At 52.4% G+C, this 14,526-nt stretch carries 13 protein-coding genes; 8 read left to right on the top strand and 5 right to left on the bottom strand.

The window, feature by feature from the left end; all coding sequences use genetic code 11:
- Positions 1–314 precede the first annotated feature (314 nt).
- Positions 315–1,457 carry a hypothetical protein gene (locus tag AC27N8_RS33580; protein WP_487073769.1) on the bottom strand — a complete coding sequence of 381 codons (1,143 nt, stop codon included), beginning with the start codon at positions 1,455–1,457 and terminating at the stop codon, positions 315–317.
- 250 nt (positions 1,458–1,707) lie between these two features.
- Between AC27N8_RS33580 and murD the strand changes: the two genes are divergently transcribed.
- The 3 genes from murD to AC27N8_RS33565 all read left to right on the top strand — a co-directional run bounded on the left by murD (position 1,708) and on the right by AC27N8_RS33565 (position 4,222).
- Entirely contained in the window at positions 1,708–3,069 is a 1,362-nt protein-coding gene (gene murD / locus AC27N8_RS33575) for a UDP-N-acetylmuramoyl-L-alanine--D-glutamate ligase (RefSeq protein WP_487073767.1), read from the top strand.
- A gap of 135 nt (positions 3,070–3,204) precedes the next feature.
- The gene (locus tag AC27N8_RS33570) at positions 3,205–3,381 is read left to right on the top strand and encodes a hypothetical protein (RefSeq protein ID WP_487073765.1); all 177 of its coding nucleotides are present in this window, start codon (positions 3,205–3,207) and stop codon (positions 3,379–3,381) included.
- 280 nt (positions 3,382–3,661) lie between these two features.
- Positions 3,662–4,222: a GNAT family protein gene (locus AC27N8_RS33565; RefSeq protein WP_487073763.1), complete on the top strand. Its 561-nt coding sequence runs from the start codon at positions 3,662–3,664 to the stop codon at positions 4,220–4,222.
- Positions 4,223–4,343: 121 nt separating this feature from the next.
- On the opposite strand, the gene AC27N8_RS33560 is transcribed toward AC27N8_RS33565, so the two are convergent.
- Both AC27N8_RS33560 and AC27N8_RS33555 read right to left on the bottom strand, forming a co-directional pair.
- Positions 4,344–5,132, bottom strand: a complete 789-nt coding sequence (locus tag AC27N8_RS33560; protein ID WP_487073761.1) for a DoxX family membrane protein — start codon at positions 5,130–5,132, stop codon at positions 4,344–4,346.
- A 178-nt stretch (positions 5,133–5,310) separates the two neighbouring features.
- Positions 5,311–6,375 (bottom strand): zinc-dependent alcohol dehydrogenase family protein, encoded by a 1,065-nt coding sequence (locus tag AC27N8_RS33555; RefSeq protein WP_487073759.1) that lies wholly within the window; start codon positions 6,373–6,375, stop codon positions 5,311–5,313.
- 329 nt (positions 6,376–6,704) lie between these two features.
- Here AC27N8_RS33555 and AC27N8_RS33550 point away from each other — a divergent pair, with 329 nt between their 5' ends.
- The 5 genes from AC27N8_RS33550 (at position 6,705) to AC27N8_RS33530 (ending at position 11,066) form a co-directional block, all read left to right on the top strand.
- Complete coding sequence (locus tag AC27N8_RS33550) at positions 6,705–7,664, top strand: alpha/beta hydrolase (RefSeq protein WP_487073757.1); 960 nt, start codon at positions 6,705–6,707, stop codon at positions 7,662–7,664.
- 186 nt (positions 7,665–7,850) lie between these two features.
- Positions 7,851–8,279: a VOC family protein gene (locus AC27N8_RS33545; protein ID WP_487073755.1), complete on the top strand. Its 429-nt coding sequence runs from the start codon at positions 7,851–7,853 to the stop codon at positions 8,277–8,279.
- Between the two features lie 44 nt (positions 8,280–8,323).
- Entirely contained in the window at positions 8,324–8,476 is a 153-nt protein-coding gene (locus tag AC27N8_RS33540; RefSeq protein WP_487073753.1) for a hypothetical protein, read from the top strand.
- A gap of 46 nt (positions 8,477–8,522) precedes the next feature.
- Entirely contained in the window at positions 8,523–9,794 is a 1,272-nt protein-coding gene (kynU, locus tag AC27N8_RS33535) for a kynureninase (protein WP_487073751.1), read from the top strand.
- Positions 9,795–9,899: 105 nt separating this feature from the next.
- Complete coding sequence (locus tag AC27N8_RS33530) at positions 9,900–11,066, top strand: DSD1 family PLP-dependent enzyme (RefSeq protein ID WP_487073749.1); 1,167 nt, start codon at positions 9,900–9,902, stop codon at positions 11,064–11,066.
- 1 nt (position 11,067) lies between these two features.
- Here the strand turns inward: AC27N8_RS33530 and fxsT are convergent, their stop codons facing one another.
- Together fxsT and AC27N8_RS33520 are read right to left on the bottom strand one after the other, a co-directional pair.
- Positions 11,068–13,623: an FxSxx-COOH system tetratricopeptide repeat protein gene (gene fxsT, locus AC27N8_RS33525; RefSeq protein ID WP_487073747.1), complete on the bottom strand. Its 2,556-nt coding sequence runs from the start codon at positions 13,621–13,623 to the stop codon at positions 11,068–11,070.
- Positions 13,624–13,738: 115 nt separating this feature from the next.
- A complete protein-coding gene (locus AC27N8_RS33520) occupies positions 13,739–14,503 on the bottom strand; it encodes an SDR family oxidoreductase (protein ID WP_487073745.1) in 765 nt (254 codons plus the stop codon).
- Between the last annotated feature and the right edge of the window lie 23 nt (positions 14,504–14,526).

The following is a 14,526-nucleotide window of genomic DNA, read 5'->3' as shown; positions in this document are numbered from 1 at the left end:
AAAGGTATCGTGTCTATTAAAACTCTACCATTGATGTATGCTGGCTGGAAAAGTCTCCCCTGGCATTGTACGAAGTAAGATTGAAAATTGACTGCTGCTATCTCTTTGATGGTCAATTTAGAAAGGATGCACGCTCTTTAAAGTAGAACGACCAATATTAAAACAATACTTACATTATACCTTGTTTTTCAGTGATTGTCTTTCTTTATACCCAGTGAACAGAGATTGGAGAAGCTTCATGGCTGCCTGACGACAATGATGCATGTATCAGGTGAGACCTGCATGAGTAATAGATGCAGGCATGGCAGCAGAGCTCAAGAGACTTCAGGAGTGAGGTGGAAGACACAATGACCGGTATGCGAGACTCCACTACATTCGATCTCGCGCACTTTCCAACGTTTCTGCAAATTGCTTATCTCTAACCCTTTGTTGATAGACGCAATCCAGGGATAGCAAGAAGGCTGCGTTGCTCCCATAAAACCATACATAAACATATTGCTGTAGACGACCAGCAGGTATGATCCATCATCCAGACGCTTATACTGCAACAGCTCTTCACCCCGTACCGCATTTGTATGTTTTGTGGTCTCATTCAGCAGTGTACGTATCATGCGCTCCTGTCCCAGGAACTTCACTGCTTGCTTGACGATAAAGACTAAGGCCGGCTTCTGCAACACCTCAGCATCGACCAACATGGTCCAATCGTAAACTTGTTTGGCTGGCTGAGTGGGATTCGAGAATAGGACGGCACGCATGAGGAGTGCGATATATTCAGCGGGGACGGTATGCTGCTCAGTTTTTTCAGGCCAGCGCTCCTCCTGGCAAAATTGAGCCAGGCCGACATCGGTCAGCAGCATCTCCCATTGATTGGCGGGAATAACCTTTTTAGCGGCGCCAATCTGTTCGCGGAAATGCAGGCCGGTGGAGCGATTCAGGTGCGTCACACGTGGGTTCAGGCCAAGTTTGGGCAGTGAGGTAAGCACAAGTGCATTCTCGGCATAATCGAGGGAGATACGCGCATTGGGGAGCACTTGCCAGATCTTTTTTAGGAGATCGCTATTCAAGGCAGAGACTTGATGAATTCTGGTCGAGGCACGCTCGTCGGCCATGAGCAGATTCCCATCAACGAGATGGATACTGGCTATGCGGATCACAGGCACATCGGTTTTGGCTTCCTGCTTCAGATGCTGAGCAAAACGCGAGAAGAGCGTCGTAGAGATCTCCTCATTTTGTCCAATCAGCACTGCCTGTGGCACAAAACGCTCCTGAAGACAACGATTAAAGGCCTGGTAGGTTGTTGTAGTTACAATTGCGCGTAAGCCACTGAGCGTCAACAAAGCAGCTAATCTTTGAGAGCGGACTTCATCGGTATCGATAATCACAAGCACATTATCACGCGCTTTCGCAATGGGATCGTAAGAATCTCCAGGCGGAGTGTTATGTGGTATAGATATCATAAATAGTTTTCCACTCCCAATTGATGAAAAGTAGCTTCAGTTTGATGTCTGTAGGCATCGACAAACAAGCCAATCTGAAAAAGAAAAACAAGTACAACCATACATAGGGAGTGTATAAGTTAGGCCTCAAAAAGTCAACTTTTTACTTGAATGCTAGGAAAATTGGCGCCACAGACAATTTGTATCCTATCACAGATTCTGCTATGATAGCGATCACAGATATCAAATTTGCCAGAAATTGAGAGGTATTATGGATCTACAGGGAAAGCGTGTTTTGGTGATGGGATTGGGCCTCCAGGGCTCTGGGATGGCATCGGCGCGTTACGCAGCGCAGCAGGGAGCGCAGGTACGCGTCACGGATATGAAATCACCCGAGGTACTGGCACCCAGCGTGCAGGCGCTGGCCGGCCTGCCAATCGAGTTCATCCTGGGAGAGCATCGCGAAGAGGATTTCCAGTGGGCCGAGATCGTGATCCGTAATCCCGGCGTTCCCTGGAGCTCGCCCTATATTCGCCTGGCTCAAGCGCATGGTGCGCAGATCGAGATGGAGATCGGACTCTTCTTCCTGGCCTGTCCTGGCCGGATCATTGGCATCACGGGCACACGAGGCAAGACAACCACCACCAGCCTGCTCTACGCCATCCTGCAAGCCAGCGGCGCCCCCACGCAGATCGGAGGCAACGTCGCAGGCGTCGAGACGCTCTCCCTACTCCCCCAGATCAACGCCGACACCCAGGTTGTCCTCGAGCTATCAAGCTGGCAACTCGAAGGTTTACGGCCACATAAAATAAGTCCGCCAGTCGCCGTCATGACCAATGTCTATCCTGACCACCTCAACACGTACGCCAATATGGATGAGTATGCCGAAGCCAAAGCCAATATCTTCCGCCATCAGCATCCCAACGACATCGCTATCTTCAACTACGACAATCCCTGGACGCGACGCTTCGGCGAAGAGGCACCTGGACAGGTCTGGTTTACCAGCCTGGAACGTGGAGGCAGCTTCGAACGCGGCAGCACGCAGATTGATCCTTTCATCTTCAGCGAGACTCCTCTGGCTGGTCGACACAATCTTGAGAACATCTTACTGGCAACCACAACTGCTCGCATCCTTGGAGTCCCCGATAAGATCATCGCCGCCACCGTCCGAGGCTTCGACAGCGTCGCTCATCGCCTGGCTTTCGTACGACAAATCAACAACGTCCGCTACATCAACGACAGCAGCAGCACCACGCCGATCGCCGGACAGGTCGCCCTCGAATCATTCAACGACACACCGATCATCCTGGTGGCCGGCGGCAACACCAAGCACCTGCCGCTAGAAAAATGGCCCCAGAGGATCATTCAGCACTGCCGACACGTCATCCTGCTCAGTGGCAGCGGTACCGACGAGCTCCAGACAGCGATCCAGCAAGAAGCCGTCCAACAGCAAGTCAAAAACCCCGTCTATGGCGTCTTTGACGACTATCTCCAGGCACTCGACAGCGCCAATCAGCTGGCACAGCCGGGAGATATCTTTCTGTTCTCGCCCGGCTTCACCAGCTTCGGCATGTTCCTCAACGAATTTGATCGCGGCGACAAATTCGTCTCCTACGTACAAACCCTCAAGTAGTGGTCTGTCAAAGGTCATCGCACCGATCTCTCATCTGAGATATGCACCTCATGGGGTGAGACGCCTACCGACGTAGCGGCGCGGCTCCGCCGTGCTGTCTGTGACTCGTCCGACCATGCTCCTCATGAGGTTCCATTGCACAATCTTCCCACCGTGGAGCGTCTTGTTGGCGTTGCTTCCATCGGCACGTGGAACGGTGTCGTGCGGGAAGTGACAGCACGGCGGAGCCGCGCCGCTACGTCGGTGGGCGTCTCACCCCACGACTTCACGGATCTGTTTTGGGAACATATCTCCTCTGAGACAGAGGCGTGATGATCTTTGGCAGAGTAGTAGCGTCGCACGCTTGCGTGCGATGTCCCAGTAGCTCGTACGAGACAGCTTGATCGCAGTGAGCGACGCTGGCCTACCTGATCATACGATAAACTGGGACATCGCACGCAAGCGTGCGACGCTACATAGATGATATAATGGAATGAAAAGGATGTTCCATTTATATTCATAGTGCCTATACATTATTCAGTGTACTATGAAGAAAGGCTACCCGCCGTCCTCCCCTGATTTGTAGAGAACGACGCCTAGAGAATACATTATTATGGCATTAGCAACATGGTGGCAGGGCGATCCACTGCCGGAACTCGCTCCACTTGCCCACTTCTCAGCCCATCCATCGACGGATGTTTCTCTGCTGGCACGTCTGGTACAGATTACTGAAGCTGAAGTGCAGAAACGCATTCATACAGGCAGCATCGCCTATATAGCCTACATTGATCAGGTGCCTACTGGCTACGGCTGGGTGGCATCGAAAATAGGTGAAGTCATCGAAATCAATCTGCACTTTGACCTTCCTCCTCGTAACTCCTATCTTTGGGACTTTGCGACGCTACCCAATTGGCGCGGCGAAGGAATTTATCCACACCTGCTGCAAAGCATCGTCAGGCAAGAGAGCCAGAACTTCGATCGCCACTGGATACTTTATGCTCCCCTCAATTTTGCCTCACGAACTGGAATTCATAAGGCAGGTTTTCAATCATTGCTCGAATTCAACTTTGATCATGGAAACTTCACAGCACAACAATTAATGGCCAGTGATCGCATTCAGGCTGCAACAGAACTCTTAGGTGTACCTCTCCGCTCAAGCCGCCTCTGTGGATAGCACAAGCACTCAACGTGTAAAGTTATCCACAAAGAACAGACAAGTAGCCTGGTGAAACATCTCCATTCGATGCATTCACCAGGCTACTTGTCTCAATGTCACTTGCTTCATACGACTTGCGTCAAGCGGTAGGAGCATGTGTGGTAGCATGTGTCTCAGCATCCTGTTTGTGGAACAGCGTGCCAGGTTTCCAGGGAAGCCCTAATGCCGGGAGTAACCAGCTATCGAGACCGATCCAACCACATACCCGCCATGAGATCACCAGGAAGAGTCCGATCATTCCAAGGATGGGGTTGATACTAACTGTACCTGCTAACAGGTAGTTCATGTTCATCAATATACCAAAGCCAGCGGCAACACCAGTCAGGACACCCAGGATGATACCTAAGCCTACAGCTAACTCTCCCCAGCTCACCAGGATGGAGAAGAAACCGGCGTTCGGAAGTACGAAGCTGTGTAAGAAGGAGGCATACCATCCCTGTACAGCAGGATTCTCACCAGCGGTTTTCGCCAATGCTCCGCCAACAAATCCTGTCAAGCCCTTGCCAGATGTTCCCCAGGCAGGAGAGATCACTTTTTCCCAACCAGCCAGCAGCCATTCAGCTCCAACATACATACGAACGACAAACCACAGTGGCGATGATCCAGTCGAACCTGTAAAAAAGCGGGAGATCGAAGGCTCCGGGAAGCGCTCGTTCGTCGAGACACTCTGTAGCTCTGAGCGCTCATGTGCGTATTGCGCAAAGGCAATCACGAGTGCGAGCACGAACAGAATAAGCAAACCAAGATTCCAAAAATCGTTTGCTGTACTACCAGCCAGACCTAAAATGATGTGAATAAGAGTCCAAATACCTGCCAGACCGGCAACCACAAGACCTGCATTAAATGCTGAATTTCGTTGCGCGAACATATGCTTTGTCCTTCCATAGATGTGAAGATAATTCCCAATGCATTACTATTTCTATAAGTGGGAGAGGTTCGATTGCTCTTTTTCTCTCGCACCCTTAGTATGCCGCAACGACATCACAGCAAAGTCACAGGGCAGCCTCACAGATCACAACGAAATCACATCATCATCATGCGCCTGATTAATCCCAGACGATAGCCACTTTACCCGTTTTGCCGCTATCAAAGAGCTCATAGGCTTCTTTCGCCTGCTTGAGAGCGAATTTGTGGGTAACCATGACATCAGGATGCAGTTTCCAGCGGACAAGATGTTCAAGAAGCTCTTCCATCTGGGGAACGCTACAGACCCAGGAGCCGTAGAGCGTGAGCTGTTTATGCAGGAGGAGAGGGCTGGGCTCAAATGTGACACTGCCTCCCTCTCCGATGTAGACGACGCGTCCCCACTCGCGAGCAAGTTCAAGACAGCTGTGACGTGCAGTAGCGTTGCCGGAACAGTCGATAGCGACTTCGTAGCCATATCCCTGCGTCTTCTCACGCAAGACGGAGAGAGCATCGGCGTCGGTAGAGTTGACAACTTCGCTGAAACCGAGCGTCTTAAAGAATTCTATACGCTCCGGGATCGCTTCGGCCCCTACGACCCGCGCCCCCATGGCTCGACAGAGAAGGGCTGCTCCGATCCCGACCGGTCCAAGTCCGGTGATCAAGACATTATCGCGTCCCGAGACGCTCGCTCGCAAACAGGCAGCGTACGCAGTACCTAATCCACAGGCCACCATCGCACCATCCAGATAGCTCAGTTCGTCGGGGAGGGCGACCAGCGTACGCTCTTCCGCCAACAAGAAATCTGCATGGCCGCCTGCACGCTGCCATCCATAAGCGGCGCGTCCGCCCTCGACACCAACCTCCTCGGTACAACTGATCATCCAGCCGCTACGACAATTGCGACATTGGCCGCAGCCCGCAATATGATAGAGGACAACACGATCACCTGCTTTGAAATGGGTCACGTCTGGTCCAATACGCTCGATGATCCCACATGGCTCATGGCCCGCAATCACCCCCTGGTACGCCTCCGGCCCGTGTCCTTGATCGGTCGGGCGATAGATCGCTCGCAGGTCACTGCCGCACAACGAAGAGGCTTTCATCCTCACCAACACCTGTCCATGACCCGGCTCCGGCACCGGGAACTCCTGTAGCTCAAGCTGTCGATCTCCCGGCAAAACAACACCCATCATTGTTGACATCATAAACATGCTCCTTCATCTGTTCGCCAGTTGCCACCTGCAAAGTTGATCTTCACGCGAGAGCGAGATCAGCATCAGAACAGCATGGCATACACAAAAAACTCAGCACTGAGAATCAATCGGCATCAACTATGATAGTAGCACATGACGACGATTCTTCTCCATCTTTACTGTAGCACGTTCCGGAACTGACAATCGTTGGAGGCATCTGGCAGCGAAAAAGATCGCCATGAACGCTAAAAAGTGCCTGGTTACCTTGCGTATTCCCTCGACAGCCGATATAATTTCCATTGTCAAAAACAGGTTAAGACACATGTCGAAAGGAATAAGCAATGACGACCCGATATCTGGTTGATCCTGAGCTCGCAGCTATACTTGATCAGATTCCCAACGTAGAACTGACAGAAGATATCCTCAAGCAGGTGCGAGCGGCTGGCCAGATGCAAAAGTTCCCCAACCTCCCCATGTCCCCAGACATCGAGGTAACTGAACGCTTTGTACCCGGTCCAGAAGGAGCTCCCGAGGTGCGGATACTACTCTACCAGCCAACCGCTCTAGAGGGATCAAGACCTGCCTTGCTCTGGCTCCATGGCGGTGGATATGTTATGGGATCTGCCGAGCAAGCAGATCTTATGGTCAAGGAGTTCATCTCAGCCATTGGATGTGTCGCGATCTCGGTAGATTACCGCCTGGCTCCTGAGACCCGCCATCCCGGCCCGGTCGAGGATTGTTACGCCGCCTTGAAGTGGTTATATACGCATGCGAGCGAACTGGGTATTGATCCGACCCGCATCGCGCTGGCAGGGAGTAGCGCAGGAGGAGGGATAGCCGCTGCACTTGGGTTGCTCGCTCGTGATCGAGGAGAGATTCCTCTGGCGTTCCAACTTTTGATTGCTCCCATGCTCGATGATCGGACGGTTACTTTAAGCGATCCTCATCCCTATACAGGAGAATTCGTCTGGACGCATAAAGCCAATCGCTTTGGCTGGACCTCTCTGCTAGGTCAGGAGCCAGGTGCTCCAGATATTTCACCCTATGCCGCAGCGGCCCGCGCAGAGCACTTAGAGGGCCTCCCTCCCACATTCATCAGTGTCGGAGCCATCGATCTTTTCCTGGAAGAAGATATGGAGTATGCTCGCCGTCTCACACGAGCTGGCGTACCAACGGAGTTGCATATCTATCCAGGAGCTTACCACGGCTTCAGGATGGTCACCAATGCACAGGTAACACAAGCAGCCGAACACGCTCAGCTGGCAGCGTTGAAACGTGCCCTTGCTGATCCTGACCGCTAAACCAGACAAGTTTTTCATGCTTACGTGCCTCAAAACAGCTTTGAGCAGTCAAGGAGATGCTTGCATTTCCTCACTGCACAAAGCCAATCACCATCCTTAAAGATTTGACAACACGATCATCTATATGTTGAACTGTATACATAATGAGAAACTGTTTTCAACGTAGAAATGAAAGAGGGATCGATCATGATAACTGGCATTGGGCACGTCGCCTTTTTTATTAGCGACCTTGAACGCTCGCTAGATTTCTATTGCAGCAAGCTTGGCTTTCGTGAGGCGTTTCGACTGGATCGCGAGGGCACACCTTCTCCATGGATCGTGTATATCCAGGTGGCACCCGGCCATTTCATTGAGCTTTTCCCAGGAGGATCTGGTACGAACGAGCCACGCCCGGTCGGTTACAATCATTTTTGCTTGCTCGTCGATGATCTCCCAGCCACACTGAAAGAGCTGGAGGTGCGTGGCTTAGAGGTTCCCGGCGAGCCTGCTCGCGGCGTGGATCATAATCTGCAATACTGGATTAAAGATCCCGATGGCAATCCCATCGAGCTGATGCAGATCGTCGCCGAGTCCCCTCATGCCGCCGCCGACGCCAGCTGGCACACACCCGTGTAGCGCCCGACGCTGTGAAGAGAGGGACAAGACCCCTTTCGCCCACGATGTCAACGCTCACCGACGTAGCGGCGCGGCTCCGCCGTGCTGTCTGTGGATCGTATGATTCGGCTGGGACACGTCTCTCAATGGAACGCCATGGGCAACGTGGTCGTACGAGTCACAGACAGCACGGCGGAGCCGCGCCGCTACGTCGGTGAGCTTGATCTCTTTGAAGATGTATGATGCGCTGGTAGGAGTGTACAAATGACGAATATTTCTGTTGATGAGGCGTATGCCATTCAGCTTGACGCGCAAGATCCGCTGGCGCATTTCCGCGCACGCTTTGTGATCGCTGATCCTGATCTCATCTATCTGGATGGCAATTCGCTGGGACGCCTGAGTCGAGATACGGTGACGCTGGCCGAAGATCTGCTGCATCGGCAGTGGGGGACGCGCCTGATCCGCAGTTGGAACGAGGGCTGGTTTGAGGCTCCTGAGCGCGTGGGAGCAAAGATTGCTCGCTTGATCGGTGCACAGGCGGATGAGGTGATTGTGGCCGACTCGACCTCCGTGAATCTGTTCAAGTTGGTTGTTGCCGCGCTACGAGCTCAGAGCGGAAGAGCACGTATCCTGACCGATAATCTCAACTTCCCTTCGGATCTCTATGTTGTGCAAGGAGCCATCGATCTGCTGGGCAAGCAGCATCAGCTAGAGATAATTTCCTCCACCGATGGTATCCATGGTCCAGCCGATGAGCTTGAGGAGGCGCTCGACGATCAGGTGGCGCTGGTGATCCTGTCTCACACGGCTTTCAAGAGCGGATATATGTATGATATGTCCGCGCTTACGGCTGCGGCGCATGCCGTTGGAGCACTCGTCCTATGGGATCTCAGCCATTCGGTGGGAGCTGTGCCTGTCGACCTGCACGCAGCGCAAGCTGATCTGGCCATCGGCTGCACCTACAAATACTTGAATGGAGGTCCAGGAGCTCCGGCCTTTCTCTCTATCCGCCGCGATTTGCAATCCCGTCTTCATAACCCCATCAACGGCTGGATGGGGCAACAGAACCTCTTCGCGTTTGGCCTCGAATATCAAGCAGCCGCCGGTCTGCGCAGCTTTCTGACAGGCACAGCTCCCATCGTCTCGCTGTCACTGATCGAGGCGGGAGTTGATCTGGTGCTGGAGGCGGGACTGGATCATCTCCGCGCCAAGTCGGAGCAACAGAGTGCATATCTGATCGCCCTATGGAGCTCCCTGCTCCAGCCTCTCGGCTTCAGCTTGAATTCACCCACCGACGTGCAGCGACGCGGCTCCCACATCTCGCTCGGACATCGCGAGGGATTACGGATCGACCTCGCACTGCTCAATGATTTACAAGTCTTGCCCGACTTTCGCGCTCCCGACAATATTCGCCTGGGGATAGCTCCTCTCTACACGACCTTTCACGATATCCATACCGCCGTCATGCGTCTGCGCCAGATCGTCGTCGAGAAGCTCTACGAAAAGTATCCAACCGAGGCACCCACCGTCACCTGAGCGTGTATTCCTCTCTCCTTTTGTGCATTTATAAAGAAAACATGTATTTTGTCATCTGGACAAATGGATACTCACAGAGTAAGCTTGCTTCAAAGAGGATGTAAGTTGCCAGTCTTAGCACAAGCGGGAGCGATGTATATGCATATCGATAGATACAATCCGCGTGTAGGCGATGCCTTAGAGGTACTCGATACGCCTGCGATGGTGGTTGATCTGACCTTGATGGACAAAAATATTGCACGATTGATGGGACGCTTGCGAGAGAAGAAGATCAATGTCAGGCCACACTTCAAGACGGTAAAGAGTCCAATTCTGGCGCAACGTCTGCTGGATGCGGGGGCAATTGGCGGATGCGTTGCCAAAGTGAGCGAGGCCGAGGTGATGGCGCAAGCTGGAATCGACGATCTATTGATCACGACTGAGATTGTGGGATCACCAAAGTTATCGCGTCTGGCCGCGCTGGAGCAAAAGCATCCAGGCATCAAAGTTGTCGTGGATAGCCTGCGGGGGGCCGAGGAACTCAATCAAGCGATGGCCGACGCGCATGTGAAAATTGATGTCTTGCTTGATCTCAATGTTGGTCAGAACCGCTGTGGCGTGCGACCAGGACCGGAGGCTCTGCTGCTTGCACGACGCATCAGAGAGCTGTCGCAACTGCGCCTGATCGGAGTCCAGGGCTACGAGGGACACTTGCAACACATCCATGATCCCTGGGAGCGGACACAACGCTGCCTGCGGGCCATGCATCTGTTGACCGAGACCGCTACGGCGCTCAAGGCAGATGGCTTCCCAATCTGGATCGTGACTACCGGCGGGACCGGCACCGCCGAGATCTGCGCTGGCTGCGATGGTGTCAGCGAGGTTCAACCCGGCTCGTTTGTGTTCATGGATGTGGATTATCGCAACGCGCTGGGACCGGTCTACAGCAACGCCTTAACCATCCTTGCGACAGTCATCAGCCGACCAGAGGCGACACGCGTCGTTGTCGATGCAGGTCTCAAATCGCTCTCCACCGATAGCGGTATGGCCGAGCCACTTGGACCTGCTGGCGTCCAAAACATGAGCTACCAGCCAGCTGGCGACGAGCATGGGATTATCACCTGGACCCAGGATGCCAGCGTGACCCGGCCCGCACTTGAGATCGGCGATCGTATTGCATTGATCCCCAGCCATATCGATACCACAATCAATCTGCATGATACCTATTATGCCCATCGCCATGGAACGTTGGAAGCTATCTGGCCAGTCGCCACCAGAGGCAAAGTTCAATAGACTACTTTTTAGAAATCTGCAATGCTCGTTGATAGAGCGGTTCAGCTTTCTCGTAGAGATTCAGTCGCAGATAGAAATCTGCCAGATCTCTCAAAAAGGTAGCCATCTGAGGAGCGGAGTTCCCCCACTGCTCTTCAGCAACCTGGAATGCTTGCGATAAGAGGCTTTCAGCTTTCCCCGCGTGCCTCTGGATCTCATAGAAAGCTGACAGATGCGCGAGAATGACCGCCATCTGATAATCAGGATTTCCAGGATGCTCTTCAGCATTGACAAGTGCTCGCAGCAAAAGCGTTTCGGATTTCTCTGGATATCCTCGCTTGAGCGCAATTTCGGCCAGATTAATCAGGCAGACGGCAATGGAGGGATGGGAGGCATCGAAAGCCCCTTCAAGATAACTGAGCATCGACAGATAAACACTTTCAGCTTTCTCATAGAGACCCATCTTCATATCGATGGAAGCCAATTTGTTGATACTGATGATTACGCTTGGATGAGAAGATCCGAGGTGTCTTTCCTCAGTGCGGAACACACGGTAATAGTGAAATCCGGCCAGCGGGTAGTTTCGTTGCAGTTCATAGAGGGCGGCCAGTCTGACGTGAATGGCGACTGTCCTGGGATGAGTCTTCCCTAACAATTTTTCACGCGTGAGAAGGACACGCTTCAGGAGTGTTTCAGCGTCGTGATAACGTTCCTGATGCTCATAGAGTGAGGCAAGATTGCTCAGGCAATTGGCGGTCTGAAGGTGTATGCTTCCTGACTGCTCTTCGTGGATACTGAGAGCTCGCAGCATGAGAGATTCTGCGACAGGGTAGCGCCTTTGATGCTCGTAGATGGAGGCGAGATCATTAAAAAAGGTGGCCGTTTGAGGATGGGAAGCTCCTAATTGCGCTTCAGAAATCATGACAGCCCTGTAAGCCAGAGGTTCGGCATTCTCATAGCGCCCCTGGTCCGCATAAAGTTTTGTCAGTTTGTTCAGGCCGATAGCTGTCTGAGCATGCGAGGGACCGAAATGCTCCTCCTGCATGGCGAGTGCTTGCAATAAAAGAGGTTCAGCTTCCTCGTACAGGGCACGTTCATACAGATAGCGACAGATCTTATCGAGTAGCTGTAGACTTTGAACCTTCCACGTATTCAAGCTATGAATCCACTGCGCGCACACGAGCGCATGGGGAAGCAAGGATTCACATACACTCCAGGTATGCTGCTGCCCATCGGGGAAGATAGCATTGAATTCCAGAATAACTCTTTCCATCCATTGGCGTTGTTCTTGCGGCGTAAGGATTTCTCGTATCATTTCCTGGACATCTTGATGGAGTGACAATTGCTGTCCGGTTCGTTCCAACAACCCATAACTCAGTAGAAGCGCTAATGCCTTATCCAGCGCCAACTGCTCCGGGATACGATCATTCATGGACGGTCTGATGGCAGACTGTAGCAACGTTTCTGGAATTTGATCAGAAGCCAGAAAGGCACAGCACTGGAGCGCTCTCGCAGCCAGTGCGTTGTGTTCCTGAAGCTGTTTCCAGGAGAGCCAGAACGTTATCCAGACTGCTCCTTGTCTGTCCAATGATGCACGACGAGCTAAGAGCTCCTGGCGAGCTTGTTGATACAGGTCAATATATTGGTGCAGCGAGCAGCCATTCTCCGCGATATAGGCTCCTGCTTGAGTCAGCGCCAGAGGGAGCCTATCCATCTGCTCACAGAGATCCTGTGCCAGAAGGAGATCATCAGAAGGTGCATCCTCGGCACTGCCCTGCGGCGCGATGCGCTTGGCCTGACGTAAGAGGAGGACGATGCATTCATCATGCGAAAGCACTGGAAGCAATATCTCGCTGTGCGCCAGCAATCCTGGAGTACGCGTTCTGGTTGTGATCAGCACACTTCCTTGATGCGTGTCTGGCAAGAAAGCGGATAGAATCTTTTGAGATCGCTCACAATTATCAAGGTTCGCAATGATCAGTAACCATCCGCGATGTCTCTGTAACCAGAATTTAAGATCCTCCATCTGATCTGCTGCTCGTTGTCGTTCTGGCAATTTTAATACTCCGGTTGCCAGTTGCAGACATTCAGCACTGAGTGTGCCAGGAGTATCAGCCCGCAGCCAAAATACAGCTTCATACTGTTGAGCATAACGGTAAGCATATTCCACAGCTACCTGTGTTTTTCCGCTGCCTCTTAATTCGCAATCCGTCGGTATAAGAACCACGGCCTTTCCACCTGGCATCAGGTCTCTACGCACATCTTGCAAAATATCTGTGCGACCGACGAAGAGCGGATTGCGCTGATGATGAACGTTCCATAGTTCGACGGGCCACAAATAAATAGAATAGCCACTGGCCGTAAAAAAGGCTTTGCGCTCTTTTTTGTCAAGCCGGAGCTCGTCGGCAATAAAAAAAACATCCCCTCGGGATGTAAATTGTGGCTTTTGGTTACCACTCTCCCATTGATTAATCGTTGCTTGCGATACGCGGATCTGTTTAGCAAGCGCACTCTGGCTCCAGCCAGAACGTGATCGATACTTTTTCAGCAAGCTCCCAAAGGCTTGATCGTCTAACATCCATTAACCTCCATGCATGAAGTGATGAGCCATTGTGATCCTCTACATCCTGATGAATGCAGGCTCATGGTTTGTTAGACGAAGAACGACACAAATTATGCAATCTCGTAGGAGATTATAGGAGTGCTTGTTTCAAGTTATCGGTGTAAACTTCCGCCTCCTGAGTTTCTACCGCCTCCAGAATCGTCTCCGCAACCGACTCAGAACTCCCGACAAACGTTCCACCAGTCGGTGCCACACCGGGCTGACCACCTTCTGCAAGCGTATCGTAGAAGTTGGTCGCCGTCACTCCAGGATAAACCACTCCGAGAGAAATGTTATCATCGGCAAGCTCCTGGCGACCAATAAGCGTGAGGGCGTTGAGCGCGTACTTTGTGGAGCTGTAAGGGCCAACGGGATTCTTGTTGAGTCGCTCAGGTGGAATCTTAGAAGCGCCAGAACTGATGTTGACAATCACACCCCCTCCCTGTGCTCGCATGATTGGAATGACCTCTTGCATCGCCGCGATCACGCTAACAACATTTAATTCGAAAATGGACCGATAGTTATCTAGATTCACCTTCTCGATCGGAGCAACGAGTCCCTGGCCGGCATTATTGATCAAAACGTCGATGCGCTGATAATGCTCCTGCGTCCGGGCCACCATCCGCCGTACCGCAGCATCATCGCGCATATCGGTGGGAATAGCAATCGCGTCCGGGAATTCTGAGGCGAGCTGTGCCAACTTTTCAGCCGAGCGGGCTGCCAGAGCCAGTTTGGCTCCCTTCGCGCAAAAAGATGAGCCGTTGCTAGCCCAATACCGCTTGAAGCGCCAGTAATCAAGACAACTTTTCCTGTAACATCCATACAAATTTCCTTTCAATACTATCTTTGTCATCATAGGTAAGCCGAACTGCTCCGGGA

This window comes from Dictyobacter sp. Z7_2, assembly GCF_057551105.1.
Note: the sequence above shows the minus strand (reverse complement) of the source record. Positions and strands in the feature narration are given on the sequence as shown.